This is a genomic window from Bacillus sp. JJ634 (assembly GCF_036962285.1).
In the GTDB taxonomy this organism is placed as follows: Bacteria; Bacillota; Bacilli; order Bacillales; family DSM-1321; genus Peribacillus; species Peribacillus asahii_A.
The window spans coordinates 1-23,336 of the sequence record NZ_JBALMU010000040.1 but is presented as its reverse complement, the minus strand read 5'-3'; the positions used below and the strand labels follow the sequence as shown (position 1 = coordinate 23,336).

The following is a 23,336-nucleotide window of genomic DNA, read 5'->3' as shown; positions in this document are numbered from 1 at the left end:
ATTGCCCGTTAATGGGTAGTAGGACCTTCACTTTAAGACTGAAAGGGGTGAATAACTACATTTTCACATAATCGTTTGTTCGCGACCAACTACGGTATTGATGAACGAGGAAGCCGACCAATCATCAACTCACCGGATGAGCTTCCTATCATTCAATCGGGAATAGTAACGTGGGTTTTCCTGCTCCATCGTTTAAAGAGAAATACACTCAGTTCAATCCAGATCCAACTATACAATAATGAAAAAAGGGCGAGTGAAAGAAAGAATAATAGGCTTATAGAGGGCTGAATCGATGGCCCTAACACTGGAAACTGAAAGACGAATAATAGAAGAAGAATTCCGCTAAGCAAGAAGATTGCACTTGCTATTGTGATACTAAGACGCTTTTTCCATAAATGGAAGGCAAAACTGATACCAATGCCTAGAAACCCAGTGGTAAAAGCAAAGATAATTACTTCACTCGGTTGAATGAGAAATAGCAGAAATATAGTTAACAAATAGCCAAGAAAACCGTATCGAGCGGATAAAATCGTACTAAGAATCACGGGTGCCGTTGCAAAGGGACTAATAAATAAACCAACTACAGGAATCAATCCACCGGCTGATTGGAGAATGGCTGACAATGTACATAATAATGCAGCGGTTGTGATTTTCTTTGACCTAGAGGCTGTTCTATGAAACGTATCGGAAATATTTTGCGCATGCTGCGTAATCGGTTGAAGTAAAAACATGTAATCCTCCTTCAATCGTTCGTTACGCATACTATATTCGGCTTATCCTTTCGTCAGCATAAAAAAATGCCCGTTGATTAAAACGAGCAAACGAATCATGTACATTTAGTGAGAGTTTTTCAACCGTTCACTCAGTCGGAAATTTTCTTCATAATCGACCGGACATTCAATAAGAACTGGTCCTTTTTCTAAAAGTGCTTGTTGCAAAATCTCTGATAATTCAGCCGCCTGCGTTACTTTATATCCTTTCGCACCATATGATTTTGCCAGTGCAACAAAATCAGGGTTATCGAATTGGATGTTTGATGAATGGCCTAACTTGTTTTCTTGCTCCCATTCAATCATTCCATATCTGCCATCTCGCCAAATCATAATAACAATCGGTAATTTCAATTGGACTGCTGTTGCCAATTCTGCTGCAGACATGATAAATGATCCGTCTCCACATACAGCGATTACTTTTTTGTTTGGATAGGCAAGTTTTGCACCGATTGCCCTAGGCAATGCAATTCCCATTGATGCAAGCCCGTTTGAAATGATACATGTATGGGGCTTTAATGCCTCATATTGTCGACCGATCCATAGCTTATGAGCTCCGACATCTGATAGTACAATATCATCGCTTGATAGAACTGCCTGAATTTCTCGAATGATACGTTGAGGGCTCAGCGGACATGCGTCACTTGTTGTGTTAATCAGTTTATCAGTCGTTATTGTTTCTTTTATATTACGATAAAATGGATCCATCTCATTTCTTTGGTGAATTTGAACCGTTAAACGCCGAAGATTTGCGGATAAATCACCAACAAGAGAGGCTTTTACGGGATAAAAGCTGTCTGTCTCAGCTCCATTTACATCAATATGAATAATCGGTGCCAGTAATTTATTCCACTTTTGCGGCCCGTATTCGATAGGGTCGTACCCAATGGTAATGACTAAATCAGCACGGAAAAAAGCTTGATTGACAAAATCACCTTCAGGCAACCCAATTGTTTGTAAATGAAGAGGGTGATTTTCAGGAACAACTCCCTTTGCCATAAACGTTTCCGTAAAGGGAGATTGAAGCTTTTCGATAAATGTTACAATTTCGGTAGAAACGTCTTCTCCTATCGCATTATTTCCTATTAGAACAAGCGGGAATTTTGCTTCATTAATGGCCATGGCGACATCAGATAAGGATTGGTTAGACGCGATGACTTTTTGGCGATCCAGCTCTTTTTGTAAAGGTTGTCCTTGCACGAGAGTGGAGGCAATATTATTTGGGAGTTCTATATGAATGGCTCCAGGTAGATTACTTGTCGCTAATGTAAATGCCTTAGCGACAACTTCGGGAATAACGGAACCATCGTGAATAGATGTATTCCATTTCGAAATCGGACGGTATAACTCGATAAGATTTAAATATTGGTGAGAATTTTTATGCTGCATCGTGAGGTCGGTCTGTGCTGTAATGGCGACTAACGGCATTCTATCCAAGGTAGCACAGGCAACACCTGTCACCATATTGGTAGCTCCAGGTCCAAGCGTTGACAGGCAAACGCCTGGTTTTCCTGTCAATTTGCCCATCATCCCAGCGATTAACGCTGCCCCTGTTTCATGTCTGCAAACGATAAACTTGATGGATGACTGATTTAGTGCAGCTACTAAATCAATATTTTCTTCTCCAGGCACTCCAAATATGTATTCCACATTTTGTTTCTCTAAACATTTTACAAAAAGCTCAGCTGCTTTCAAAAAAAAACACCCCTTTCTGCTTTGAAGTAATATTCACTTGTTAAAGTTCCACAAATATTCTGCTTTTATTTCAGGTTCTGTTAAAAATCGTATACGTCAACAATATTTATTAACATAGCTTTATTTACAGCTGCATACTGCGTATTTTCCGGGTAGCTATTCCTTAAAATTAAGCAAGTATTAACGAATACGTATATAATAGAAATAAGAGAAAAAGCCGGACATCTTGAGGGAAGGAGTGGCTATGGTGAATTATATAAACATTGAACCTGTATTATTTACATTGACAGAGGAGTGGTTAAAAGTATTTTTCGCTTCGGTGAAAGAAAGACCTTCCTATCTAATTAACGATTCGACTTATGGATTTCAACGAGTGGGCATTCGTGTATTGGGTACACCTCTGGATCAAGATGAGTATTATAATGCCTTATTCGAGATGAATCAAGAGAGTTCTCCCGTTCATGTGTTGAGCGAGGAGTTGGATAAGACGATTGATAATCAGATGATGAAATCGATTCAAGATATATTGGACGTGCATCAGCAAGAACCAAAAGGCCTTTCTATCAATCGGTTAATTGCTTTTATGTATGGAAAGCAATTAATCCCAAAGCATCATGATCCATCGCTTAATCGGCATATTCAATTATCTGTTATGAAAGTGATAGAGCATTTTCAGCAGCACCATTCTGCGGGCTTATTAACGCAAGAGTTTAGGCGCTTTCTTATTGATGTGGTGAAATGGTTAAAAAATCATTGGGCGAAGTGGGCTGAAACTATCACGATAGGTGAGGATTTTCCGAAAGTCATTTGGTATGGTGACATGAATGACAGTCAAAAATATTTCCTGATGTTATTGATGGAGTTTGGTTGTGATGTGTTACTTTTTCATCCTGAAGGAAAGGATTTATTCGCGGAAATCGATCTAAATAATACAATCTCTATTCCTTATCAATATCGTCATACAGCAAAGTTAGAGCCCTTCCCGACCCATCAAAGAGAGCGTCAAACAACCGTTGCTTATCGAGCTAATAAACAACTAGAAATTATGATGCATGACCATGGCTCGGGCATTTATAAGCCATGGCAATTTAGAGATTATATCCCGTCCTCCATTACTTTACGTATGACATATGATGATGTGTTTATTTATGCGAGGGAAAAGGCGATGATTCGTCCAGAATTTAAGCTAGAAAGTAATCGGGTACATATTCCTGTAATTTTTGCCAAAATTCAAGGGGTCTCGAAAGATCGGAAACAATATTGGGAGCGTATGAGGGAGCTTATTGATGATTCATTAGCTTTGTGCATTCGCGAGTTTCCTTTTTCTCAAGCGACAAAAGCGAATTATCATTTCCATTATCAAAAGTCTTTAGAACAAGGGACGCTTTCTCCAGAAAAGATGGTCAACAGCAATTGGTGGCGCTATAAACATTTGCCAAATGGACTTCAAAACGCAATTGCTCATACGATTAAAGGGTACTGCGAACATCCTAAATTAAATAAAATAGCAGGAGAATCTGATTATGATCTTCAGTTATTTCTATTTAAACAGGCTAATATGATGCCGGAAGTAGTTCTCCAATTGCTGCAAAAGTTTGATTATGCTCAAGAAATTCCCCGTCTGGTTCTTTATAATATGGAGAAGAATGGAGAGCCTTCTAGGGAAGATGCTGCCCTTCTTTTGTTTTTAAATGAATTTGGCTGTGATGTAATTTGGTATAATCCAGCTGGACATAACGATATTGAACAGTTTATTAATCCGTCATTTTATGATGTTCATTGGTTAGAAGAAGTGGAATTTCAACAGGAGTTTCAAGAAAAAGAAGAATCGATTATTAAGAAGATTATTAAAAAAATATTTTAAGTATAGGAGTGGGATGTCATGACAGCTGATTTACAACTTCAAAAACAAGAGTTAAATCCAAATACAGCACAGCAATTACGTGCTCAATTACGCCAAGAACCACAAGTGGTGCAGTTAGTTCAATCGCTCGATATTAAAGATCAGCATCAATTATTAACGCTTGGAAAAGAACCAGCTGATAGTTTATCTCGTTTTGCAGATCGAATCTTACATTCGATGACCGTAACAAATATTGAGAAATCGAGCGACTTACTCAATCAATTAGAAAAATTAATGAAGCGCTTTGATCGAAATGAAATTATGAAAGAGCCTGGGTTTCTTGATAAATTATTCAAGCGTGCGAAAAAGACAATTGAAGATGTGTTTAAAAAATATCAAACGTTAGGTGGTGAACTAGATAAAATTAATGCCCAATTTGCAATTATGGAAGACGAACTAAAGCGTGCAAACAATGACTTAGAAGGACTGTATGAAGAAGATATTCAATACTACTTTGAATTAGAGAAATATGTCGTAGCGGCTGAAATGAAGCTGGAAGAGGTAAGAGATACATTGATTCCAAGGTATGAAGAACGTGTTCAGTCAGGAGATCAATTAGCGCGCATTGAATTAGAAGGATTACGAACAGTTCAAGAATTATTAGAACGGAAGATTGATGATTTAGAGAAAGCAAGAATGGTTGCTGTTGTTGCTGCACCACAAATTAAGACGATGCAGCGCGGGAATAATGATTTAATGGCGAAAATTAATAGTAACTTTGTAACGGTGATTCCGATTTTTAAAATGGGGATTATTAATACAGTGTATGCGAAGCGTCAAAAATTACATTCTGATTCATTAAATGCTTTTGAAGAAAGAGCGAATCAAATGTTAACGGAAGTAACTTCAGATATCATGAATCAAAGTGTTGAAATTGCTGAGCGAACAGGCAGCTCCAGCATAAAAATGGAAACGATTGAGACGATGTGGACGACAATCGAAAAAGGAATTGTAGAGTATAAGAGAGTAAAAGAAGAGCAGTCGCTGCAGCGAGTGGAAGATAAGAAACGATTAGAAGCTCTTCAAGAAGAGGCGAAACGGGTGCTATCGCAAGGGTAAAAAACGCTTGCATTACTTGCAGTTTCGCTATACTATAAGTGAGGAATTAAAATAATCTGCCAATGTGCAGAAGAGGTTCTAGCTACCCTCTTTAAAAAACTAAGAAGAAACAGTACTCTGTCTTAGGGTGCTGTTTTTTTGTTATAAAGGAGTTTTTTAGGAATGAAAAAGGAAAAAGCAGTGGTTGTATTTAGTGGTGGTCAGGATAGTACGACATGTTTGTTCTGGGCATTAGAAAGATTTGCTGAAGTTGAGGCGGTCACATTTGATTATAATCAGCGTCATCGACTGGAAATTGAGTGTGCACAAAATATTGCAAATGAGCTTGGTATCAAGCATCATATTTTAGATATGTCTTTGTTAAATCAACTCGCTCCAAATGCGTTGACTCGTGATGATATTGAGGTAAAGGATGGTGAAGATGGTGAATTACCTTCGACGTTCGTGCCAGGACGTAATTTACTATTTCTTTCGTTTGCCGGTGTGATTGCGAGCCAAATCGGTGCGAAACATATTGTCACTGGTGTATGTGAAACAGATTTCAGCGGCTATCCAGATTGTCGCGATGTGTTTATTAAATCGTTAAATGTGACATTGAATTTATCGATGGACAATTCGTTTGTCATTGATACACCGTTAATGTGGTTGAATAAAGAAGAAACGTGGGAGCTTGCCGATCAGTTAGGCGCATTTGAATTTGTTCGTGAAAAAACATTAACGTGCTATAACGGAATCATTGCGGATGGATGTGGGGAATGCCCGGCTTGTAAGCTTAGACAAAAAGGCCTTGTAGATTATTTAAGTAAGCGGAAGGAGTCTTAAAGGCATGTATGGATTTCGAATTGTTGATAAGCTCCAGAAACTAGATCAAGATATACAGAGAAATCAATTAAACTATCATAAGAAGCGCGTTCTTGTAAGTAAAGAATTTACATTTGATGCAGCTCATCATCTTCATTGTTATGAAGGAAAATGTAAAAACTTGCATGGTCATACGTATCGAGTTGTCTTTGGCTTAAGCGGATTTACCGATGACCGTGGTTTGATGATGGATTTCGGTGATATTAAACAGATATGGAAAGATAAAATTGAAATTTATTTAGATCACCGCTATTTAAATGAAACGCTGCCATTGATGAATACAACGGCAGAGAATATGGTCGTTTGGATATATGAAAAAATGGCGGATGCCCTGCGTGAAGAGCCCCAATACAAAGGAGCTCGGGTAGAGTTTGTTCGCCTGTTTGAAACGCCAACGAGCTATGCGGAAGCAAGACGGGAGTGGATGGAAGATGAGTAAAATTCCCGTTATGGAGATTTTTGGACCTACCATACAAGGGGAAGGTTCTATGATTGGACAAAAAACGATGTTTGTACGTACAGCTGGCTGTGATTATTCTTGTTCTTGGTGTGATTCAGCTTTTACATGGGATGGGAGCGGGAAAGAGTATATTACTCAGCTGACTGCGGAAGAAATTTGGGCTGAGCTGAAAAGAATCGGTGGAGATGGTTTTTCCTTCGTCACGATTTCAGGCGGCAATCCAGCATTACTGAAAAATCTAGCCAGTTTAGTTGCGCTCTTAAAAGAACAGGGGATAAAAATGGGCGTGGAAACACAGGGAAGCAGATGGCAGGATTGGTTTTATGAAATCAATGAGCTGACGATTTCTCCTAAGCCGCCTAGCTCGGGAATGAAAACAGATTTCGGGATACTTGATGAAATCGTCACTAAGTTGCAAAACAATCAACACCATGTTTCGCTTAAGGTTGTGATTTTTAATGATGAAGATTATGAGTATGGAAAAGCGATGCATCATCGCTATCCGGACATTCCGTTCTTTTTTCAGGTTGGAAATGATGATAGTACGACGACGGACGATTCCAAATTGATTAGTAGACTTCTACAAAAATATGAGTGGTTAATTGACAAAGTTGTGCAGGATCAGACTGTTACAAATGTGAAGGTGCTCCCGCAGCTGCATACGTATATTTGGGGCAATAAACGAGGGGTGTAATTTATGAGAATATTATTCTATTTACTATCCATCGTGACTGCGAACGTTGTAACCGCAGCTTTTGCACCGCTCCAACTTGATGTATTTATCGTACCGATGGGAACATTTTTGATTGGAGCAACATTTATCTTCCGCGATCTTGTTCAAAATAAATATGGTCGAGCGAAGACATATGGATTCATTGTGACAGCGCTCATTTTATCAGCAGCTGTATCGTTTACATTAGGGGATACATTATTAATTGTTGCAGCCTCCGCACTTTCATTTATTGTTGCGGAATCTGCGGATACAGAAATTTACTCGCGTTTGAAGTTACCGATGAGCTGGCGCGTATTCTATAGCGGAATTGTTGGAGGGTTTCTTGATTCGGTAATTTTCGTTGTGATTGGTTTAAGCCCATTTGGTGCAAACATTTTACCTTGGGAAGCTGTACCTGCTGCTATTGTAGGGCAAATTATTGTCAAAACAATTGTTCAAATGATTGGTGCGTTCATCTTGAATCAGGTGCATGTTCGTTTAGAGAAGAAAACTGTCGTTAATTAATATAGTGGAGAGGCTCAGTCTTATGACTGAGCCTTTTCTCATTCATCCTAATCGCCTGTCCGTTCTTTATGAAGAAAATCACTAGTACAGTGGAGAAACAGGAAATTTCTTAATGGTTTTGTATAAATTACCCTTAATGAAGAACTATAGAAAAAGAGAGCTTATAGTCATCTGCAAAAAAATGGGGGAAGCAACTTGATTCGAAATATAAATAAACTTTTAAGGAAGCCCAAGCCCAAAAAGAATAATTTACAAAACGAACAGGAACAGCAGAATTCTAAGCCAGAAGATTTCCTTTCTGATAATTTCGATAAAAATATCGAAACTTTTCGTTTAGTTTATGATCGTTGTTCAGACGTCCTTTTCCGTCCGTTCTTACTTTTTGGAAAAACGAGAGCGACGATTATTTATATAGAGGGAATTACAAACGTCGAAGGGATGGAGGAATTCGTTCTGTCGCCGCTCATTAAGGAAACAGCAAGCGAAACTCAGCCCTTAAATGAACTTTTTGAAAATAAACTGCCTATTTCTAAAGTAAAAAGAATGCATACAATTGCCGAGTGTATCGAATCCATTTCATCTGGGAATCCTATCCTTCTCTATGAAGGGGAGAGTGCTGGTTTTTCTTTAGGATTAGCCAAATGGGAGAAGCGCGGGATTGAAGAACCTATAGCAGAGGTAGGAATCAGAGGGCCGCGAGAGGGATTCAATGAATCTTTAGAGGTAAGTACATCTCAATTGCGACGCATTATTAAAAGTCCTGCTCTTAAAATACAATCGATGAAAATCGGAAGTTATACGCAGACGACTGTTGCCATTGCCTATATTGATGGACTCGTAGATCCAACATTGATTGAAGAAATAACGAATCGATTGAAGCGAATTGAGATAGATGGCATTTTAGAAAGCGAGTACATCGAGGAAATGATTGAGGACAACCCGTATTCCCCTTTCCCTCAAATACTATCAACAGAACGACCCGATACAGCCTGTTCTAGTTTATTAGAGGGACGAGCCGTCATTTTGGTAGAAGGAACACCATTTAGTTTAATTGCTCCAATTTCCTTCTTTTCTTTGCTTCAATCACATGAGGATTATTATCAACGCTTTATGGTTGGCACACTTATCCGTTGGTTACGTTATAGTTTTCTTAGTATCTCACTTTTGCTGCCTTCCTTTTATGTCGCTATTTTGACGTTTCATCAGGAGGCGATACCAACGGCACTGCTGCTGAGTGTGTCAGCGTCCCGGGAAGCGGTCCCATTTCCTGCCGTAGTAGAGGCGCTGCTTATGGAGATTATGTTTGAAGCGCTGAGGGAGGCAGGGGTTCGATTGCCAAAGCAGATTGGCTCTGCTGTTAGTATTGTTGGAGCACTAGTAATTGGTCAAGCTGCTGTTCAAGCAGGATTGGTTTCGGCACCAATGGTCATTGTGGTGGCGATTACGGGAATCTCTTCTTTTATGATTCCTCGTTATGTTGCCGGAATTGCTATCCGGATGTTGCGTTTTCCTATCATGCTGCTTGCCGGTACCTTAGGACTGCTCGGTATTATGATGGGAATCATCGCCATCGTCATTCACTTGTGCGGCTTGCGCTCCTTCGGTGTCCCTTACTTACAGCCGCTGGCACCGCTAAAAGGACGTGAGTTAAAGGATGTGCTATGGAGATCACCTATGTGGAAGATGGATACACGGCCACATCTTACAGGGGAGTTTAACCAATATCGCCAGTCTCCAAATCAGGCGCCGAATTCGAAAAAGGGGGGTGACACCCAGTGAAAAATATTCTCCGTATACTATGTATTTTCGGGTTGATTCTTCTTTTAAGCGGCTGTTGGGATCGGGTGGAAATCAATGATTTGGCTATTGTTACAGCAGCAGCTATCGATATAAAGGATGATAATCAAATTGAATTATCCCTCCAAGTGTTTATCCCTAAATCATTAGGGAGCGGGGGCGGTCAAACAGGAATTGCTGGCGGCGGAGGATCTGTGACATTGGTGAGATCCCAAAGAGGATCTAATATTTCAGATGCACTTTCCAAGCTGCAAAGCAAGATTCCGCGCAAAGTTTTTTGGGGACAATGTAAAGTATTTATATTCGGCGAAAAGTTAGCAAAGCAAGGAATACAAGAGCAGATGGATTTCTTACTTCGCCATCCGCAGCCAAGAGAGAGAGCTTATTTGTATGTTAGCAAAGGGAACCCGAAGGATGCCCTTGGATTACTTCCCCCTCTAGAACGCTATTCGGCAGAAGTGATTCGGGAACTATCTGATTTACATATCGGGATGCAGGTTACCATACAGGACGTACAGGAAGGGTTAATAGGTGTAGCTGAGGCTGGCTCACTTCCATTTATTAAAATTTTACCACCAGGTAAAGGGGAAGAGAAATTACAGGGAATTCCGTACATTGTCGGAACTGCGGTGTTTAAAAAAGGTAAAATGGTTGGAACGATGTCAGAAAAGGCAACAAGAGGAGTCTTGTGGTTAAGAAATGAAATGGAAGCCTACACAGTTAGCGTAAAACCTGAAGGTGTTAAAGGGGAAATATCTTTAAATCCGGTGTCGGCACGTATCAATCTGATTCCGCAAATTCGAAATAATAAATGGAAAATGATCGTGGACATTAATACAGAGGGAGCTGTTATCCAAAATGGAACGAATTTGGCTCTTGCAAGTCCCAAATCAATAGAGGTTGTACAAAAAGCGTATCAAGAAGATATCAAAAAGCGTATCGAGCTAGCTATTCAGCAATCACAGCATAAGTTGAAAGCGGACATTCTAGGATTCGGTGAAGAATTCTATCGGAAATATCCTAAAGAGTGGAGAAAAATTGAAAATCGCTGGAACGAGGTGTTCCAGGAGGTGGAAGTGGAAGTCAACGTTGAGGCCCATATTCGCAGGCAGGGCTATATAAATAAACCGGGGGGATTGCCTGAGAAAGAGGTGAAGAAGCAGTGAGGTGGGGAGCTTTTTTTAGTGTCATGGTAATCGTGGCTTTGGTCATTTTGTATGAATGGCCGAAAATGAAACAAAACCCGAAAAAGGATAAGATGGCTTTTTTTACTCTGCTCCTCATCGGCTTAGTGCTGTCCATGTTCGATCTCCCTCATATGGGGGGGCCCACTGCATGGGTTCAAACTCTTTTCAGGCCGTTTGGACGGTTTATGGAAAAATAAATGACTCAGGGGCGCGATTTTGTTTTTCCATACTATCATAGAAAGGAGAGAGATGATGGAGAAAGGTCGAATTTCATCCATTCAGATGGCAATCATGCTGTATCCTGCGATTGTGGCTACCGCTATTCTCGGGGTTCCAAGCATTACAGCGAAATATGCCAAAACGGATTTATGGATATCTCCCATTTTGGCATCCTTCATCGGATATGTGACGGTGTATATCGCTTATAAACTGCACAAACATTATCCGAAAGAAACAGTTATTCAATTTAGTGAACACATCATGGGTCGGTTTGCTGGAAAAATTCTCGGTTTTCTATTCTTGTTTTTTTACATCCAGGTCGCGGGACTCATCGTTAGACAGTACGCGGAATTTGTGGTCGACTCTTTTCTGGTCAATACCCCAATTAGTGTGATTATGGCATCGATGGTATTCCTCTGTGCCTTAACCGTACACGGAGGTTTAGAAGTATTAGGGAGAGCTGCCGAATTGTTTTTCCCTATTTTTATATTGGCCATCCTCTTCTTTATCATCTTTTTGGGCCCTGATTTTGAATGGAAGAATATATTCCCGATATTGGGGGATGGGATGATGCCTCCAATTAAGGGTGCGATTGTACCTGGTGGATGGTTTACAGAAATTTTTCTTATATCTTTTCTCCTGCCTTTTTTAGCAGATCAGAAAAAAGGGATGAAATACGGAATGATGACTGTTTTTGTCGTGACGATGACGTTAGTTTTGATCAATCTTATCGTTCTTTTTGTGCTAGGGCCAGCGACATCCTCTAAGGTTTATCCACTGATGAGTGTAGCTCGATACATCAGTCTCGCCGACTTTTTTGAACATTTGGAGTCCTTCATCATGGCTGTTTGGATCGTAGGGGCGTTTATCAAATTGTCTGTGTTTTATTATGCGGCTGCTTTAGGTACCGCGCAGTGGTTGAATCTTTCAGATTATCGACCTGTTGTATGGCCAGTAGGGATTTTGATACTAGAATTCAGCTTTTGGTCACTTCCTAATACAATGGGATTGGAACGTTATCTGGTTGGGACCTTTCCGGTATTTGCCCTATTGATACAAACGATTATCCCTTTGTTTTTGTTGATGATTGCAGGTATAAGGAAAAGAAAACGCCAAGCTAGCGAATAGATAGGATATTTAGATACACGATTCTTTCTAATTTTAGAGGATCTGAATCGATTGGAAATTCTTCTGTAAAGAACTCTAATTACTAATATATAAGGAGAAAAATATGGAGAAAGGCAAAATCTCATCCTTGCAAATGGCCATCATGATGTATCCTGCGATTGTGGCTACCGCTATTCTTTCGGTTCCGAGTATTACAGCGAAATATGCCAAAACAGATTTATGGCTGTCCCCCATTTTGGCGTCCCTCATTGGGTATATGACAGTGTATATCGCTTATAAACTGCACAAAATGTATCCGAAACAAACAGTTATTCAATTTAGTGAACAGATCATAGGCCGGTTTGCGGGTAAATTGATCGGTTTATTATTCTTGTCTTTTTATATCCAGATTACGGGACATATGCTTAGACAGTACGCGGAATTTGTTGTCGACTCTTTTCTAGTCAATACCCCGATTAGCGTGATTATGGCATTGATGGCATTACTCTGTTCCTTTATTGTACGGGGAGGTTTAGAAGTATTAGGGAGAGCGTCCCAATTGTTTTTCCCCATTTTTACACTTCCACTCCTCTTTTTAATTATTTTAGTGTTCCCTGATTTTGAATTTAAGAACATATTCCCGATATTGGGAGAGGGAATAATGCCTCCAATCAAGGGTGCGATTGTGCCTGGTGGATGGTTCACAGAATTTTTTCTGATTACTTTTCTCCTGCCTTTTTTAGCAGATCAGAAAAAAGGAATGAAATACGGAATGATGACTGTTTTTGCTGTGATGATGACATTAGTTGTGGTGAATCTTATCGTTCTTTTTATACTAGGGCCAACGACACCTTCTAAGGCTTATCCACTGATGAGTGTAGCTCGATACATCAGTCTCGCCGACTTTTTTGAACATTTAGAGTCCGCCGTCATGGCCATTTGGGTCGTAGGGGCGTTTGTTAAAATTTCTGTGTTTTATTATGGGATTGCTTTAGGTACTGCACAGTGGCTGAATCTTTCGGACTACCGGCCCATCGTATGGCCGTTAGGGATTCTACTCGTTATATTCAGTTTTTGGTCATTTCCTGGCACAGTGGAATTGAACAAGTATATGGTCGGGACCTTTCCTTTTTTGGGACTATTGATGCAAATGATTATTCCGCTGTTTTTGTTGGGGATTGCAGTTATAAGGAAAAGAAAACGCTTAGGAAGCAAAAAGAATGATTGAAAAACTAGAATAGCGTCTTCTTAATATTCCATATAAGTGAATCCACACCTTTAGAGAAATGAGAAATCGGTTTTGTTTTAGTAAGGTCTAAATTGAAAGGAGAAAAAAGCGTATTCATACATATTTCTGACTCTGCATGTTGTAAAGGCCAAGGACGATGGTGTATTTCCCCGCAATAGATGTTTCCTCTGTTATTGGCACTAAAAAAGCAATATCGTTCTGTGAGCCAATGATCTAACGTTCCTTCTTTAGGAAAATAAACTTCCGATAAGGGAGCGTATTTTCCTTTGAATGTTATCGGAGTATTTGTTTTTTCTTTACGAATACTTTGGCAATCAAAGGTTTGTTCTTCTTGTTGAATTGAAATTTCAGCAGGATGATAAGGTAAACGTAACCATCTCTTTGCGATTGTATAGGAAAGCCAATCATTGACGTCAAGAGACATGAAATACACACCGGGTTTACCATTACATTGAACATATGTCCTTACATTAACTTCTGGAAATTTTGGAGAAAGTGATATGGAGGACATTCCTCGAGGATATATGCCCTCCATAACGAATGAAACAATTCCCAACCAAGCGTGTCGATCAAAGGTGTCAATTTGTAAGGAAGGAGGAATATATGGTCGCAGTGTTTCAGGTGGAATAGGCCAATGAACAAATAATAGATTGCTCCAAGTTTGTCGCATAATCCATTTCTTTGAAGGAAATGGCCAAGGGCGGTGAAAGCTGTTGTTCATTAAGTCCATGAAAATAATCTCCTTTAGTTTTATATCTATTTAGTCTAGGGTAGGGAAGTACATAAGTTGTATCTTTGATATTTTTTATACTTTATAACATATTTTCCTTTTTTATGTAAATGGTAAGAGTAGAGAACTAGGTAATTTCATTATGAGGTAGTGGAGAAGTGACTATGCCTAATATGTTATACTATGTAACTTTTATGATGATTACGATACTATTCATCCTTTTTTTACTCATGCTTATTGGCTGGCGCTGGTTTCTGAAACGAATGGTAAAGCAAATGGGAAAAATCATTTTAACCGACAGCTATCAAGAAAATATTATCGAGATGATTCCAGGCTTTCGACATATGGGGATTCAAAATGTGCTTGAAAATAGCTTACGTGCAGAAACAGGTGATGTTCTTCATCGTCCGCTTGGTTCTTCAAAAAAGTGGCCTCATCTCGATCCGATTACATTTATCCCTGCACAGACGTCACCGTTCCCGATTGATGGTGAAGAAGAAGTGGATGTTCAAGTAACTATTGGACCAAAAGCGAAAAAACCAATGAAAATAAAGATTCCGCTTATGATCAGTGGAATGGCTTATGGAATCGCGCTTAGTGAAGAAGTAAGATTCGCTCTGGCCCAAGCAGCTAAAAATACAGGAACAGCGATTAATTCTGGAGAAGGCGCCGTCTTACCTGAAGAATTAGACCAGGCTGGAAAGTATATTTTGCAGTTTTCCAAAACAGAGTGGTCAAAAGAAGAAGACCTTATTAAGCGAGCTGACATGATTGAAATTAAGTTTGGCCAAGGCGCATTAATGGGGATGGGCGGGAAAATTTCCCCAAAAAATTTAACAGGTCGTGCTCGCGAAATGATGGGGCTTAAAGAAAATGAGGAGGCTGTGATTTTTGAACATTTTTTTGAAAATCAAACATTAAAAGATATTAAGGAACTTGTGGAGGAACTTCGGAATATGACAGGCGGTGTCCCAATTGGTGTGAAAATGGGAGCCGGTGGAAAGATTGAAGAAGACATGGATCATTTAATCGACCTTGGTGTTGATTTTATTGCGATTGATGGCGGACAAGCAGCGACACATGGTGCACCTCCCATTTTAGCTGATGACTTTGGAATACCAACCTTGCATGCAGTAGTCCGGGCGGCTAATCATTTAGAAAAGAGGAATATGAAAGGACAAATTAGTTTAATTGTTTCAGGTGGACTTTTTACACCTGGACACTTTTTGAAAGTACTTGCACTCGGTGCTGATGCTGTTTATTTAGGCTCTGTCTTATTATTTACTGTTGCACATAATCAAATATTTTCGGCCGTTCCATTCGAGCCGCCTACACAGGTTGTTTGGAATCAAGGGAAATTTAAGGATAAGTTTAAAGTCGAAGACGGAGTACAATCAGCGGAGAAATTCTTAACAGCCAGTACAGAAGAAATGAAAATGGCATTAAGAGCAATGGGGAAACGTTCTTTACAAGAGTTGTCGAAAAAAGATTTAGTGTCTTATGATGAATTGACCGCACGAATGATTGGCATTCCGTTCACATTTAAATCTTGGGAAGACACACAAGAAGAGAAATAAGTGTCAACCAGTTGGATTAGGGGAGTGGGCAGTAAAGCAATTTTATGTGATAGTGGAGAAGTGAATAGGATGAACATTTTATACTATTTAAGTTTTGCAATGATTACAATTTTATTTGCCCTTTCTTTATTCATGCTTGTTGGCTGGCGTTGGTTAATGAAACGAATAGTTAAGCAAATGGGAAAAATTGTTTTTACTGATAGTTACCAAGAAAATATTATCGAAATGATACCAGGATTCAGGCATATGGGCATTCAAAATGTGCTTGAAAATAGCTTGCGTGCAGAAAAAGGCGACGTCCTGTATCGCCCAATTGGCGGCTCTTCAAAAAAATGGCCGCATTTTGACCAAATGACATTTATCCCTGCACAAACGACACCGTTTCCTATTGATGGTGAAGAAGAAGTAGATGTTACCGTTACCATTGGACCAAAAGCGAAAAAACCAATGAACATAAAAATTCCGCTGATGATCAGCGGGATGGCTTACGGGATCGCACTTAGTGAACAAGTGAGGCTTTCTTTGGCGGAAGCAGCTAAAAATGTAGGTACTGCAATTAACTCTGGTGAAGGCGGAATTTTACCCGAAGAATTAAACACGGCAGGAAAGTATATATTACAGTTTTCCAAAACAGAATGGTCAAAGGAAGAAGACGTTTTGAAGCGTGCTGACATGATTGAAATTAAGTTGGGACAAGGTGCTATATTCGGGATGGGAAAAAAAATCCCCCCAAAAGACTTAACCGGTCGTGCCCGTAAAGTAATGGGGCTTAAAGAAAATGAAAATGCAGTGATTTTTGAACATTTTTTTGAAGATCAAACATTAGAAGATCTTAAAGGACTTGTCGAAGAACTTCGGGTTCTAACAGATGGAGTTCCAATGGGGGTCAAAATTGGGGCGAGTGGGAAAATTGAAGAAGATATTGATCATTTAATTGAAATGGGTGTTGATTATATTGCGATTGATGGAGGACAAGCAGCCATGCACGAAGCACCACCCATTTTATACGATGACTTTGGGATTCCGACCTTACATGCAGTAGTTCGGGCGGCTAATCATTTAGAAAAGAGGAATATGAAAGGACAAATTAGTTTAATTGTTTCAGGCGGACTTTTGGTACCCGGGCACTTTTTAAAAGTACTTGCACTCGGTGCTGATGCTGTATATTTAGGCTCTGCTATGTTGTTTACTGTCGCACATAATCAAATATTGAATGCCGTTCCATTTGAACCACCTACACAAGTTGTTTGGAATGAGGGAAAGTTCAAGGAACAATTTAAGATCAAAGATGGGGTTCAAGCAGCAGAGAAATTTTTAACAGCAAGTACAGAAGAAATGAAAATGGCCTTAAGAGCGATGGGGAAACGCTCCTTAAAAGAGTTATCAAAAAAAGATTTAGTGTCTTATGATGATTTGACTGCACAAATGATTGGTATTCCATTTTCATTTAAACCTTGGGAGGAGAACTAATACATCAACACATGGTATAAATAAGTATCTGCTTCTTGATTTGTATAATGAGACCTATGAAAAAGTGAGGAATGAGGGAATAAATGGTTTCATATTATTATTATTATTATTATTATTATTATGAGGCTAAATTTGCTCATATGATGGAGGGGGAAATATGGCCTTTGTAAAGGCTACAGCTCAGATGTTGATTTAATGGCAAGGCTACTTCGGGCAGAGGCGGAAGGAGAAGGAGTTCAAGGCATGATGCTTGTAGGGAATGTAGGCATCAATCGAGTGCGAGCTAATTGTTCAGATTTTAAAGGGTTTCGTACCATTCCCCAAATGATTTATCCCACACTTAACGGGCAGTAAGACCCCCACCTCGAGCTTATGAGAAAACAAAGAAGATAGGTGGGGGACAACTGCCCGTAAAGGTCCGATTGGTGAGATAAAGTGAAACTTACCTTTGCGATTTTCAAAGGTAAGCTTTCACCAATCAGGTTCGTACGGTCACTTGATTGAAGCGAAGCGGAGATCTTAGTGACCGTAGAACGTGACTAACCATCAGTGGGGGATGAAGGAAAACCCCCACTGATGGAAGTTTCACTTTATCAACCCCATGCTTTTGAAGCTACTCAGAAAGGATATTTTTATCAAAGGGCGAGAGAAAGTGAAAAACGTTTAGCACGTCGGGCAATAAACGGCCAGAGATTCTGGCCTGCTAAGTATAGTTTATGGTATTTTAGACCTCCAGGGGATTGTCCTTCTACATGGTACAATCAACCTCTTGTAGGTCGTTATAAGCATCATTGTTTTTATCAACCTACAGGTGAAACATGTGAAAATATTTATAATACCTTTTAATAGAAAAATAATATATGGGAGTCAATGATTAATAGGGTCATAACGTATACAAATGATGCCCGCGATTTATGTCGTATATCGGGGGATTTTTAATTTGTAAGGGAGGGATTAAGATGCAATTAGATCCAATACTTCAACAAATTCTAGAAAGTTATCCTAAATTGCCTGAAACATTAACACCAGATTTAATTGTCAAAATCCGTGAAGCTAGACTTCAAACGATTCTAGATATAGAGGAGCGTCCGTTCGTTCATGCAGTGGAGGATCGTCTGATTCCAGGTCCGAATGGTGACATACCTATTCGAATATACACACCAAAAAGTGTAGAAGAGCGTCTTCCTGCTATCGTGTTTTTCCATGGTGGCGGCTGGACGCTAGGGAATCTTGAAAGCCACGATGTAGCTTGTAGACAACTTACAAATGCTTCGAGGTGTAAAGTCATTGCTGTGGATTATCGATTAGCACCGGAGAATCGTTTTCCAAAAGGCCTAAAAGATTGTAGTGCAGCGGTACAATGGGTGTTTAACCATGCAGGAGAATTACAGGTAGATGTGAATCGGATTGCTGTTGGAGGAGATAGTGCAGGGGGAAACTTAAGTGCAGCGGTTACCTTATTGTTTAGAAACTGCGGAGGACCATCGATTTGGCGGCAAATATTAATATACCCTGCGACAGATGCTTTACGTTCTATTGAACAATCTCCTTATGAGTCAATTCGAGAACATGCACACGCTCCTATATTGACTAGCAGCGTGACAAAAAGTTTTTGGGATCACTATATTGAAACGGAAGAGGATGCAAGTAATATATATGCTTGCCCTATACGAGCACAAGATTTAAGTGGTTTACCGAAAACTCTTGTGATTACAGCGCAATACGATCCTATCCGAGATGAAGGGGAGGCTTATGCTAATCGGCTCCAGGAAAGTGGAGTTCCTGTACAGCTTACCCGATACAGTGGACTTGTTCATGGTTTTCTAACATTGCCGCTTCCGATTAATGAACAAGTTTTTCAGTCCATTGCAAAATTTCTGAATGAATGAGAATCTGTTTTATGAAAGTAAAACTAAGCCTCTGGCTAAATAGCAATCCAGAGGCGTGGTTTTCTAGTCTTACTCATGAGAAATTTATTTTTCAGGCAAGTATTTTGTTGTAAAGATTTCATTCGCTTCGAAGGGCTTTTCTAATAAGTCTAAATCATGCAGCTGTTGAATAAGTGTAGCCCATCTTTCTTCTGTCATATAGCCGACACCGTGTTCAGACGCATCTTTGCCGTACACAAATTCTTCTTGCGATTCGGTTTCAAAGGCTAAAGCATCTAAGGCGATGTCTGGATTATCATTCTGAATGACTTTATTAATAGACTCAGAAGACGTTTTATAAGAATTCCATCCTTCTATAAATGAAGTAACAAAGTTTCGAACCGTTTCTTCATTCTTGTCTAAATATTCTTTTGTTACAAATAATACAACATTATAAGGATCGTAACCCGCGTCAGCAATCAGCTTTGTTTCTGTTTCGATTCCTTCTTTTTCTAAAAAGAAAGGCTCGGATGTGGCAAATGCTTGGGTAACAGAATCTTTTTCATTTACAAAGTTCGTATGTTGCCCATTATACGTTAATTCTTCTACTTTACTTAAATCGAATTTAGATTTTAAAAAGTCCCAATATGTAATTCCGGGTTGAACATATACTTTTCTTCCATTTAAGTCTGTGAAGTCTTTAATTCCATGTCCTTTATGAAACATAAATACTTGTGGACTTCCCTGCATCGCAGCTGCTACAGCGACTAAATCAATTCCTTGATTTTTAGCAATAACTAATTGATCCGCGTGTGCAAGACCAAATTCCGCGCTGCCTGATGCAATCATTTGAACAGAAGATACTTGAGGACCACCTGGCTCAATGGTTACATTCAATCCATTTTCTTTAAAAATCCCGTCTTCTTGTGCGGCATATGCACCGCCATGCTGTGCCTTTGGAAACCAGTTTAATACTAATTTAACATGTTCAACAGCTTTATCATCCGTTTTGTTCTCTTCCTCACTAGTACTAGCTTCCTCACCGCTGCAGGCAGTCAGGAAAACTAGAAAGATAATTCCTAAAAATAGTAGATTGAATTTTTTCACCTTTTCTTCCTCCTTTAATTCGTAATGAGCTTCGCTTTATTTTTCAACCTTCATCGCTGACTCATGCCAAGATCGCAACATTAAGTGAGCTACCAGGCTAACGAGAAGGTAAAAACCAATCCCTAATAATGCCGCGGCTATTCCGCAGGCAAACAAATATGGAGTTTTTAATTGGATGGCGGCTACTGTAATGGCATAGCCTAAGCCACCTTTACCTCCGCCGATTCCTGCTACATATTCTCCGACAATAGCTCCGACAATCGATAAAGTACAAGATACTTTTAATCCTGCCATAATATAAGGCATTGCAGATGGGATGCGAAGTTTCCACATTTTCTTCCATTTGGATGCATTATATAGTGTAAAGAGTTCTCCCATATTTTTATCGACTGAATTCAGCCCCATTAATGTATTCGAAATAACTGGGAAAAAACCAATTAAAAACGAAATGATTACAATGGCATTGAAGCCGGCGCCAAACCAAATAACAACAATCGGTGCAACGGCAACAACAGGAATGGTTTGCAAAATAATGGCGTATGGATAGATGCTAATCTCTAACACTTTTGAGCTTGCTAATAAAATAGAAACGAAAATACCGATAGTCGCACTGAGTAAAAATCCAATAATCGATTCAATAACTGTAATTTGAATGGCTGGCCATAATAAGTGCCAATCCGTTATTGCAGCGTGTAGGACATCTGTAGGTTTCGGAAGAATAAATGGTTTGATTCCCAATAAAGCAGGGATCAATTGCCATAGAGAGAGGAAGGCAATTAAAGCAATGATTGGACCGAGATAAACACCTTTAAATTTAGTCCGAATTTTCCCTTCATTACTTTGAGGGAAATGCGAAACCATTTTTGTTTTTTTCGTTGCTACTGATTGTGTGGACATCTTATCCTAACTCCCTTCTTATTGAGCTATTTTCGAGACTGTGGGCAGCTATATCTACATAGTCTGTAAATGTTTTGTCTGTTCTTACTTGGAGTTTTCTTGGAAAGGGGAGATTGACGTTAATAATGGATGATAATTTCCCGGGACGAGAAGACATGACTGCGATTCGTGAGGATAAAAATACAGCCTCATACACGTTGTGAGTAACAAATAGAATAGTAGTTTTTTCTTTTTGCCATATATTAAGGAGATCAATCTGCAATGTTTGGCGTGTGATTTCATCGAGAGCGGCAAAAGGTTCATCCATTAATAACATTTTTGGTTTTGCTGCTAAAGCACGAGCGATTGAAACTCTCATTTTCATCCCGCCTGATAGTTCTCTAGGATAGGCATCTAAGTAATCTTTTAAACCGACCATCTCTAATACTTCTATTGCGTACTCCTTATGGCTTTTCTTAGTAAATCCTCTTAATTCAAGCGGCAATAATACATTATCAAGCACAGTTCGCCAAGGAAGTAAATTTGCATCTTGAAAAACGAAGGCGATATCGTTTGTTTTTTGAATAATCTCCTTAGGTGTTTTACCGAAAACTTGGACATGGCCGCTAGTGGCTTCACTCAACCCAGCTACCATCCTTAGCGCAGTGGACTTGCCGCAACCTGATGGCCCTAAAAAACTAATAAACTCGCCTTCTGTAATCGTTAAGTCAAATTGGTTTAATGCAATGGTGCCAGTATTGTACACTTTACTAACACCTTGGAATAAAACGACTTCGTTTGGATTTGTGCTCAATATTTTCCCCTCCTGAAAAATTACACTATTTGTTTATATCTACAAATGTTATATTTAATTACATTATATGTAATATAATACTTATTTTATTATGTTGTAGTTCATTTGTCATTAGCAAAAACGAACAAATTAAAATGGATATTTTAGTTACTATCACTAATTGTATGTTATAAAATCTTACATTTCGGGCTTTTGAAAAGTGAAAAATCTATATTTTGTTGTTCTATAAGGCGAATGCTCTCAAATGTTCTTTACAACCTAATTTTGAAGGAGTAATATTACTTTCATGTAAAACCATATTTCTTTATTCGCTGAATCCTTTATGGAACGGGGGAACCAATTTTGTGGCGGTGTTTTCATCGCTTGGGGTGAATCCTTTATGAAGAAGGTAGGGCTACTCTCATAGTCCGAATCCGACAGCTAACTCCGGAAGCGTGAAGAGAGAGGAAGTGATACTGGTGATCGAAAAAAATGATTCGACCACGGGGTAATCCTCTGTGGTCTTTTTTGTGCTTTCTATATAAAGAGATTGTAATAGAAGGGGAAAAATGAGATGAAAAAACAGTTTGTCGTGTTTGGGTTAGGTAGATTTGGAGGGAGCCTAGTTAAGGAGTTCCATTCAATTGGAGTGGAAGTGATGGCGATTGATAAAGATGAAAGTAAAATAGACGAATATGCAGCCTTTGCTACTTATGCTGTCGTAGCTAATGGCATAGACGAGATGAGTTTAAAATCTTTAGGTGTGAGAAATTTTGATGTCGCTTTCGTCTCTTTAGGTGATGATATTGAAGCTAGTATTTTAACGTGCTTACTTTTGAAGGAAATGGGGGTTCCTCAAGTTTGGGCAAAAGCTCAAAATATGTATCATCATAAAGTGTTAGAAAAGGTTGGAGTCGATCGAGTGATTCATCCTGAAAGAGATATGGCGCAGCGAATTGCTCATCATATCGCATCCGAAAAAATTATTGATTATATTCAATTATCGGAGGAGTATAGTATTGTCGAAATCGTGGCGTCGCATAAAATTGATAAAAAGTCATTGATGGATTTGGATATTCGCGCAAAATACCGCTGCAATATTATCGGGATTCAACGTGGGAAAAACATTAATGTAGCTCCGCTTGCTGAAGAACAAATTCGCCAAGGAGACACATTAATTGTGATTGGACATAACAAAGATATTGCAAAATTAGAGGCGCAAGGCGTCTGACCACTCCCATGGCTAAGGCCGCTGGGGTTCTTTCTCACAAATATCCCACTTACCACCTTCCATAGGAAGAGGCAGAGGCGAGACTTGGGTGAGCAACACTTGAGAGAAAAACAGTCTTTCAAGAGGGCAAGGTCGGTGCC

Annotated in this window: 21 protein-coding genes, 1 pseudogene and 2 riboswitches; of the genes and pseudogenes, 16 read left to right on the top strand and 6 right to left on the bottom strand. The window is 39.3% G+C overall.

The window, feature by feature from the left end; all coding sequences use genetic code 11:
• Positions 1-152: 152 nt before the first annotated feature.
• Together V7068_RS07630 and V7068_RS07625 are read right to left on the bottom strand one after the other, a co-directional pair.
• Positions 153-731: a hypothetical protein gene (locus tag V7068_RS07630; protein WP_499711978.1), complete on the bottom strand. Its 579-nt coding sequence runs from the start codon at positions 729-731 to the stop codon at positions 153-155.
• Between the two features lie 105 nt (positions 732-836).
• Complete coding sequence (locus V7068_RS07625) at positions 837-2,465, bottom strand: acetolactate synthase large subunit (protein WP_499711976.1); 1,629 nt, start codon at positions 2,463-2,465, stop codon at positions 837-839.
• Positions 2,466-2,709: 244 nt separating this feature from the next.
• On the opposite strand from V7068_RS07625, the gene V7068_RS07620 reads away from it, so the two are divergent.
• From V7068_RS07620 to V7068_RS07575, 10 genes are all read left to right on the top strand, one after another.
• Positions 2,710-4,329 carry a YceG family protein gene (locus V7068_RS07620; RefSeq protein WP_499711975.1) on the top strand — a complete coding sequence of 540 codons (1,620 nt, stop codon included), beginning with the start codon at positions 2,710-2,712 and terminating at the stop codon, positions 4,327-4,329.
• A gap of 18 nt (positions 4,330-4,347) precedes the next feature.
• Positions 4,348-5,427 (top strand): toxic anion resistance protein, encoded by a 1,080-nt coding sequence (locus tag V7068_RS07615; RefSeq protein ID WP_499711973.1) that lies wholly within the window; start codon positions 4,348-4,350, stop codon positions 5,425-5,427.
• A 66-nt stretch (positions 5,428-5,493) separates the two neighbouring features.
• A riboswitch (PreQ1 riboswitch) is annotated at positions 5,494-5,536 on the top strand.
• Positions 5,537-5,589: 53 nt separating this feature from the next.
• Positions 5,590-6,249 (top strand): 7-cyano-7-deazaguanine synthase QueC, encoded by a 660-nt coding sequence (gene queC / locus V7068_RS07610; RefSeq protein WP_127759884.1) that lies wholly within the window; start codon positions 5,590-5,592, stop codon positions 6,247-6,249.
• 4 nt (positions 6,250-6,253) lie between these two features.
• Positions 6,254-6,727 (top strand): 6-carboxytetrahydropterin synthase QueD, encoded by a 474-nt coding sequence (gene queD, locus V7068_RS07605; RefSeq protein WP_252294610.1) that lies wholly within the window; start codon positions 6,254-6,256, stop codon positions 6,725-6,727.
• Positions 6,720-7,442 (top strand): 7-carboxy-7-deazaguanine synthase QueE, encoded by a 723-nt coding sequence (gene queE / locus V7068_RS07600; protein WP_499711970.1) that lies wholly within the window; start codon positions 6,720-6,722, stop codon positions 7,440-7,442. Before queD ends, queE begins: the two co-directional genes overlap by 8 nt.
• A gap of 3 nt (positions 7,443-7,445) precedes the next feature.
• A complete protein-coding gene (locus V7068_RS07595) occupies positions 7,446-7,985 on the top strand; it encodes a VUT family protein (protein ID WP_499711968.1) in 540 nt (179 codons plus the stop codon).
• A gap of 195 nt (positions 7,986-8,180) precedes the next feature.
• Positions 8,181-9,764, top strand: a complete 1,584-nt coding sequence (locus tag V7068_RS07590) for a spore germination protein (RefSeq protein WP_499711966.1) — start codon at positions 8,181-8,183, stop codon at positions 9,762-9,764.
• Entirely contained in the window at positions 9,761-10,948 is a 1,188-nt protein-coding gene (locus tag V7068_RS07585; protein ID WP_499711964.1) for a Ger(x)C family spore germination protein, read from the top strand. The genes V7068_RS07590 and V7068_RS07585 overlap by 4 nt, the downstream gene beginning before the upstream one ends.
• A 273-nt stretch (positions 10,949-11,221) precedes the next feature.
• The gene (locus V7068_RS07580) at positions 11,222-12,316 is read left to right on the top strand and encodes a GerAB/ArcD/ProY family transporter (protein ID WP_499711962.1); all 1,095 of its coding nucleotides are present in this window, start codon (positions 11,222-11,224) and stop codon (positions 12,314-12,316) included.
• 103 nt (positions 12,317-12,419) lie between these two features.
• On the top strand, positions 12,420-13,523 hold the full coding sequence (locus tag V7068_RS07575; protein WP_499711960.1) for a GerAB/ArcD/ProY family transporter: 1,104 nt from the start codon (positions 12,420-12,422) through the stop codon (positions 13,521-13,523).
• 4 nt (positions 13,524-13,527) lie between these two features.
• Here V7068_RS07575 and V7068_RS07570 read toward each other — a convergent pair whose 3' ends face one another.
• Positions 13,528-14,274, bottom strand: coding sequence for a YqjF family protein (locus V7068_RS07570; protein ID WP_499711958.1), 747 nt, complete (start codon positions 14,272-14,274; stop codon positions 13,528-13,530).
• 164 nt (positions 14,275-14,438) lie between these two features.
• Here V7068_RS07570 and V7068_RS07565 point away from each other — a divergent pair, with 164 nt between their 5' ends.
• The 5 genes and pseudogenes from V7068_RS07565 to lipP1 all read left to right on the top strand — a co-directional run bounded on the left by V7068_RS07565 (position 14,439) and on the right by lipP1 (position 19,210).
• Complete coding sequence (locus tag V7068_RS07565) at positions 14,439-15,851, top strand: FMN-binding glutamate synthase family protein (RefSeq protein WP_499711957.1); 1,413 nt, start codon at positions 14,439-14,441, stop codon at positions 15,849-15,851.
• 69 nt (positions 15,852-15,920) lie between these two features.
• Entirely contained in the window at positions 15,921-17,321 is a 1,401-nt protein-coding gene (locus V7068_RS07560; RefSeq protein WP_499711992.1) for an FMN-binding glutamate synthase family protein, read from the top strand.
• Positions 17,322-17,516: 195 nt separating this feature from the next.
• Positions 17,517-17,675, top strand: coding sequence for a hypothetical protein (locus tag V7068_RS07555; RefSeq protein WP_499711955.1), 159 nt, complete (start codon positions 17,517-17,519; stop codon positions 17,673-17,675).
• A gap of 234 nt (positions 17,676-17,909) precedes the next feature.
• Positions 17,910-18,167 (top strand): annotated as a pseudogene (locus tag V7068_RS07550) (cell wall hydrolase); the annotation flags it as partial.
• A gap of 113 nt (positions 18,168-18,280) precedes the next feature.
• Complete coding sequence (gene lipP1, locus V7068_RS07545) at positions 18,281-19,210, top strand: LipP1 family hormone-sensitive lipase (RefSeq protein WP_499711953.1); 930 nt, start codon at positions 18,281-18,283, stop codon at positions 19,208-19,210.
• Positions 19,211-19,294: 84 nt separating this feature from the next.
• On the opposite strand, the gene V7068_RS07540 is transcribed toward lipP1, so the two are convergent.
• The 3 genes from V7068_RS07540 to V7068_RS07530 are packed head-to-tail and all read right to left on the bottom strand — an operon-like array spanning position 19,295 to position 21,986.
• Positions 19,295-20,296: an ABC transporter substrate-binding protein gene (locus V7068_RS07540; protein ID WP_499711952.1), complete on the bottom strand. Its 1,002-nt coding sequence runs from the start codon at positions 20,294-20,296 to the stop codon at positions 19,295-19,297.
• Positions 20,297-20,332: 36 nt separating this feature from the next.
• On the bottom strand, positions 20,333-21,157 hold the full coding sequence (locus tag V7068_RS07535) for an ABC transporter permease (protein ID WP_499711990.1): 825 nt from the start codon (positions 21,155-21,157) through the stop codon (positions 20,333-20,335).
• A 37-nt stretch (positions 21,158-21,194) separates the two neighbouring features.
• Entirely contained in the window at positions 21,195-21,986 is a 792-nt protein-coding gene (locus tag V7068_RS07530) for an ABC transporter ATP-binding protein (RefSeq protein WP_499711950.1), read from the bottom strand.
• Positions 21,987-22,285: 299 nt separating this feature from the next.
• Positions 22,286-22,437, top strand: a riboswitch (cyclic di-AMP (ydaO/yuaA leader).
• Positions 22,438-22,539: 102 nt separating this feature from the next.
• On the opposite strand from V7068_RS07530, the gene V7068_RS07525 reads away from it, so the two are divergent.
• The gene (locus V7068_RS07525; RefSeq protein ID WP_499711948.1) at positions 22,540-23,196 is read left to right on the top strand and encodes a potassium channel family protein; all 657 of its coding nucleotides are present in this window, start codon (positions 22,540-22,542) and stop codon (positions 23,194-23,196) included.
• Positions 23,197-23,336: the final 140 nt, after the last annotated feature.

What these genes read in the sequence shown, in the direction of transcription:
- queD (WP_252294610.1), top strand. Translation starts at nt 6,254, where the DNA reads ATGTATGGATTTCGAATTGTTGATAAGCTCCAGAAACTAGATCAAGAT.
- queE (WP_499711970.1), top strand. Translation starts at nt 6,720, where the DNA reads ATGAGTAAAATTCCCGTTATGGAGATTTTTGGACCTACCATACAAGGG.
- V7068_RS07570 (WP_499711958.1), bottom strand. Translation starts at nt 14,274, where the DNA reads ATGGACTTAATGAACAACAGCTTTCACCGCCCTTGGCCATTTCCTTCA.
- V7068_RS07580 (WP_499711962.1), top strand. Translation starts at nt 11,222, where the DNA reads ATGGAGAAAGGTCGAATTTCATCCATTCAGATGGCAATCATGCTGTAT.
- queC (WP_127759884.1), top strand. Translation starts at nt 5,590, where the DNA reads ATGAAAAAGGAAAAAGCAGTGGTTGTATTTAGTGGTGGTCAGGATAGT.
- lipP1 (WP_499711953.1), top strand. Translation starts at nt 18,281, where the DNA reads ATGCAATTAGATCCAATACTTCAACAAATTCTAGAAAGTTATCCTAAA.
- V7068_RS07525 (WP_499711948.1), top strand. Translation starts at nt 22,540, where the DNA reads ATGAAAAAACAGTTTGTCGTGTTTGGGTTAGGTAGATTTGGAGGGAGC.
- V7068_RS07535 (WP_499711990.1), bottom strand. Translation starts at nt 21,157, where the DNA reads ATGGTTTCGCATTTCCCTCAAAGTAATGAAGGGAAAATTCGGACTAAA.
- V7068_RS07575 (WP_499711960.1), top strand. Translation starts at nt 12,420, where the DNA reads ATGGAGAAAGGCAAAATCTCATCCTTGCAAATGGCCATCATGATGTAT.
- V7068_RS07620 (WP_499711975.1), top strand. Translation starts at nt 2,710, where the DNA reads ATGGTGAATTATATAAACATTGAACCTGTATTATTTACATTGACAGAG.
- V7068_RS07595 (WP_499711968.1), top strand. Translation starts at nt 7,446, where the DNA reads ATGAGAATATTATTCTATTTACTATCCATCGTGACTGCGAACGTTGTA.
- V7068_RS07560 (WP_499711992.1), top strand. Translation starts at nt 15,921, where the DNA reads ATGAACATTTTATACTATTTAAGTTTTGCAATGATTACAATTTTATTT.
- V7068_RS07555 (WP_499711955.1), top strand. Translation starts at nt 17,517, where the DNA reads ATGGCAAGGCTACTTCGGGCAGAGGCGGAAGGAGAAGGAGTTCAAGGC.
- V7068_RS07615 (WP_499711973.1), top strand. Translation starts at nt 4,348, where the DNA reads ATGACAGCTGATTTACAACTTCAAAAACAAGAGTTAAATCCAAATACA.
- V7068_RS07565 (WP_499711957.1), top strand. Translation starts at nt 14,439, where the DNA reads ATGCCTAATATGTTATACTATGTAACTTTTATGATGATTACGATACTA.
- V7068_RS07630 (WP_499711978.1), bottom strand. Translation starts at nt 731, where the DNA reads ATGTTTTTACTTCAACCGATTACGCAGCATGCGCAAAATATTTCCGAT.